The sequence below is a fragment of the Zooshikella ganghwensis DSM 15267 genome, from assembly GCF_000428585.1.
Lineage (GTDB): Bacteria > Pseudomonadota > Gammaproteobacteria > Pseudomonadales > Zooshikellaceae > Zooshikella > Zooshikella ganghwensis.
In genome coordinates, this window is record NZ_AUAF01000253.1 from 1 (window position 1) to 3,891 (window position 3,891).

The following is a 3,891-nucleotide window of genomic DNA, read 5'->3' on the forward strand; positions in this document are numbered from 1 at the left end:
AGTTCACAATGCTTCATCTCTTGGTCGGGAGAAGCGCAAACTCTATCAGCTGGCTTCTCTAATGCCAATTGCACTTATTATCCGAAACTGCGAGATGTTAATTAGCTCAGTGTTAAGTTTATTTTTTATGCATCTGTAGGGTCTGGGTATGGCTTTTGTGATAGTGATTGATCAACTACGACAAAATAAAAAAGCACATAATAAAGATGTAACCTCTTAACTTTCTGTGAATAGCTTGTTGATACTCGCATAGATGCCTATTTCATACGTAGAGCGCTGTTGTCAGGTATGTGACAAAAAAATGTTAGAAGTGACTAAAATAGTTCCTCGTGCTGTCAATGAAGCGGCAACCAATTGTCATAGATAGTATTAATAATAACCTACTACAAAAAATACCCTGCTTGATTTTAGGTATAAATACGGATATTGCCGTGTAAAATATTTCATTTATTTTTATCTGCTATCTAAGTAACGAGTAGATATGGTGAGTAATGCGGATAACAAATCCCAAAACGATTTGTGAAAGGGGTTTTTGTCTATTTGTGCTTGAAAAGGTTTGATATTGAAAAGCTTTAGAGCTTGTTTATTGCGCTTTTTCTTATTAGATATTTATTCATTCTCTTTATATAGCGTAGATGGCTATGAATATAAAGCATAATGAATATTCATTCGTTTAAGGCATCGTTAAAGTGTAGCCAGTACGAAGGGGTTTTAGTGTGCTTAGTCTGGTCTATTGAGACTGGCGATAGTAGCCCAAGTTTTTTTAAAAGTGCTAGCAGGGCCTTTAAATAATGAAGTCTCAGGGCAGGCTTGCTTCTGTAAAGTAATATGTAATTGAAAGGAAATAAGAAATGAAAAAGAACTTTAGGGTACACTTCCAGCAACATGTAGGTGTACAGTGGTTTTTATTGTCGTGGCATTGGATTAAGCTAAGGCGTCGTCAGCGCATGCAAGTTATTCAAAAATCGACTATAGAACATGTTTCATCACAAAGTTTTGCGTCGAGTTACTGGCACCCCGTATGGGAATACCAGCGTTATCACGGGCATAAATAATGGCTGTAATAGCAAGATTATTGAACTATGTTCAACTTTTGTTCGCCTACACGTAGTTGTATAAAGGCTTCCTTATTACTTGTCCTAAAGAGATAAATCAACCTATCTACATTGCTGCCAGCAAACTTTAGAATATACTTAGCTTCTTCTGTCGATGTACCCTTTTTAGTTTGGCATGCAGATTTATTAAACTGAGGTGAGTACCATGGGTAGTAGCTGATCCCCTTATTGGGTGTAATAAAATAAAGACCTTCACCTGGCCGGTCAGCAGTGCCTTTTCGAGTTGAACAAATTTCTATCATTATATATTGCTGTTGGTAATCAGAATAAGCAAAGCCGCAGAAGGGTCGTGATTTGTCTTGTAGTGTGCAGGTCGAGATAGAACTTAATATGGGGAAGGTTTGACTGTAATCTGCTAGCCCTTGCTGTAATAATAAACGTTGGTTCAATAGAAGTGTGACCTGATCCGGAGCTGAGGAGCTTCCTTTCTTATGTAGCCCACTGCAACCAAGAAGTATAAAGCTTGTGAAAACAGCAAGTAAGCAGGTTTTAAGAGGCATTAGGCTTCCTTAACAGTATGTATTCTTTATAGCAGATGCCTGCTGTATGTGAGTTTCAGGGGAGCTTGATACAAAAGATCAATAGTGTATCCGTTTAAAAGGCTTAAGCTTTATTGGACTTTTGTTGCTTACTTAAGCATTCCCTGAAATAAATAATGCAATACGCATAGCGTCTAAGCTAGAGGGTAATTGTTCATTGAATAGCCGTTGTTGTATAGGACCTGATTCACATCCTCGTGTTTTGGTTATTTAGTTGACTAGGTTATGCTGTTTATTAAAACAGTGATTGGGCATTGCAAAAAGTGGGTTTACATAGCGTGAATGTGTTAATAGGTTCTGGTAGAGAGAACAGGTGCTGAAAACACTGTCAGCATTAGAAACCAAGGATGGGCTTCTATTGACTATCTATCACAAACTTCTTGTTATGTAATTGTCCTGGTCAATTTGCAAAGCTAAAAACCAATAAAACTATTTAAACCGTAGATAATTATGACAATGCTAGCATGTGCAGAATTGGTATTATCAGATTAATTTCTTCTGTATATACCTAACGACGAGATTAAGTCTATTTTTTAATCTCATAACTTAGTAGATAGCCGTTTAAATAGCACTCTTCTCGGGCGAGGAAATTAAGGAAGATCAATGCTGTAAAGATTAACTTTTTGTTATGATCCAGGAAGGATGTGCTGGCCGAGGTATTGCCAAGCACCGTCATGATATAGTGTAAAGTTTTCAGAAAGAATGACCTTTTTACACAACACTTTACATAGTGATTCAATTTTTGCTGCTTCATTAGCGGCTTTTCCAATAACTGTAAACTCAACTCTTTCTGAAGTGCCAATATTGCCGTAGTGAACCTCACCTACATGAAGTGCAACACCGTATTCAATGGTAGGAAGTTTGGCTTTTTGGCGGGATTGATTTAACTTATTGACTTCGTTGTCAGCCTCTCTCACCGCGCATAGCGCTGCTTCACAAGCACTGTTCCAAGTTTTAAAGTTATGATCCCCAATAGAAAAAATGGCAAGTACTGCATCACCAATAAAACGTAGTACTTCACCTCCTTTTTGCAAAACGCTTCCTGCTAGACACTCAAAGTATTGGTTTAATAGAGTGAGATAATGGTCGGGAGATAGGGTCTCTGAAAGTCTTGTTGAGGCCCTTAAATCTGAAAACCAAATAATAGCTTCAATTGTTTCTCCTTTTCCTTGTTGGACAACACCAGATAATACACGTTTACCCGCTGTTTTACCTAGATATGCATTAAGCAATGATAGCGCTGTTTCATTAAGTATAAGTATTTCAATGCCTCGTGTAACGGCATGGGTTATTTCTTGTAAATAGACTATCTGAGGATCACTAAAACCATTAGTTTTTCTAGTTGCAAAGATAATTGCGCCAATGCGACCTCCTGAGAAGCTTAAAGGTAGCACAAGATAATCAGTGATTCCGTCAGCTTTTAAATTATTAAGAATTGGGTAGTCAAATGGTGCCTGTAATTTATAAAGTGGACACCTTACTTTAGTCGTTTTCCCCTCACAAACGGGGATAAGTAGGCATCTCTTTCAAGCAGGCCTTGAGTTGATTTAATGATTTCTATTTCTTGACTGCTATCAGTCCAACAATAGCTAATACCTGCTAGTTGGGGATGAAGAATTTGATGTGATATTTTAACTCTAGCAAGTGGGAGGCCAGTTTGTATCATTCGTTCAATTAATAGCTCAATCCAGGCTGCTGGGTGATTGACATCAATTGCCGATGTAGCTATCCACTCAATGAGCGAGTCGGGCCAGATTTTTATTGACATTTTGATTGTTTATACCAAAAAAATATTATGGAGTAATTGAAAGTATAACCTCTAACTTGCGATGTACTAACTTTTGATTGCTAAGTGATGAATACTCCGTACTATTGAGCTGAGAATAAAAAATTAAAGCTTTGCTTATTTTCTTACTGCTGTATAAGGCAGCTTTAAAGTTCAATCTAAAAGAATGGTTTGCTTTATACACTTTACAGATTATTGAATTTACGAATTGCTTATAATTTACTTTGAACTATTGAAAGTATATGACTGCAGTTATTGATCGTAGTGTATATTTTACTGCTAAATAAAATCAAAATCCGGTAGGGGTAATAGTTGCACTAATCAAGTGCTAAAAATGCAATAAGCACTACATAAGTAGTTTGGCTCTATATGGATTCCTAGGGGGTTATATCAATAGCTCTACTAGATCATTAAGTAAGCTTTTTCCTCGGCACTTTATATTGTACACAAA

4 protein-coding genes are annotated in these 3,891 nt (G+C 36.9%); 1 reads left to right on the plus strand and 3 read right to left on the minus strand.

Annotation, left to right across the window (positions count from 1 at the left end; genetic code table 11):
• Window positions 1–851: 851 nt before the first annotated feature.
• Entirely contained in the window at window positions 852–1,055 is a 204-nt protein-coding gene (locus tag F607_RS34410) for a hypothetical protein (RefSeq protein ID WP_133296106.1), read from the plus strand.
• Between the two features lie 17 nt (window positions 1,056–1,072).
• On the opposite strand, the gene F607_RS0125305 is transcribed toward F607_RS34410, so the two are convergent.
• The 3 genes from F607_RS0125305 to F607_RS0125315 all read right to left on the minus strand — a co-directional run bounded on the left by F607_RS0125305 (window position 1,073) and on the right by F607_RS0125315 (window position 3,422).
• Window positions 1,073–1,615: a hypothetical protein gene (locus F607_RS0125305; RefSeq protein WP_027710249.1), complete on the minus strand. Its 543-nt coding sequence runs from the start codon at window positions 1,613–1,615 to the stop codon at window positions 1,073–1,075.
• Between the two features lie 665 nt (window positions 1,616–2,280).
• Window positions 2,281–3,048 (minus strand): adenylate/guanylate cyclase domain-containing protein, encoded by a 768-nt coding sequence (locus F607_RS0125310; RefSeq protein WP_027710250.1) that lies wholly within the window; start codon window positions 3,046–3,048, stop codon window positions 2,281–2,283.
• A gap of 83 nt (window positions 3,049–3,131) precedes the next feature.
• Complete coding sequence (locus F607_RS0125315) at window positions 3,132–3,422, minus strand: hypothetical protein (protein WP_027710251.1); 291 nt, start codon at window positions 3,420–3,422, stop codon at window positions 3,132–3,134.
• Window positions 3,423–3,891 lie beyond the last annotated feature (469 nt).

Coding starts and splice junctions, on each gene's coding strand:
- F607_RS34410 (WP_133296106.1), top strand. CDS start 852: ATGAAAAAGAACTTTAGGGTACACTTCCAGCAACATGTAGGTGTACAG.
- F607_RS0125305 (WP_027710249.1), bottom strand. CDS start 1,615: ATGCCTCTTAAAACCTGCTTACTTGCTGTTTTCACAAGCTTTATACTT.
- F607_RS0125315 (WP_027710251.1), bottom strand. CDS start 3,422: ATGTCAATAAAAATCTGGCCCGACTCGCTCATTGAGTGGATAGCTACA.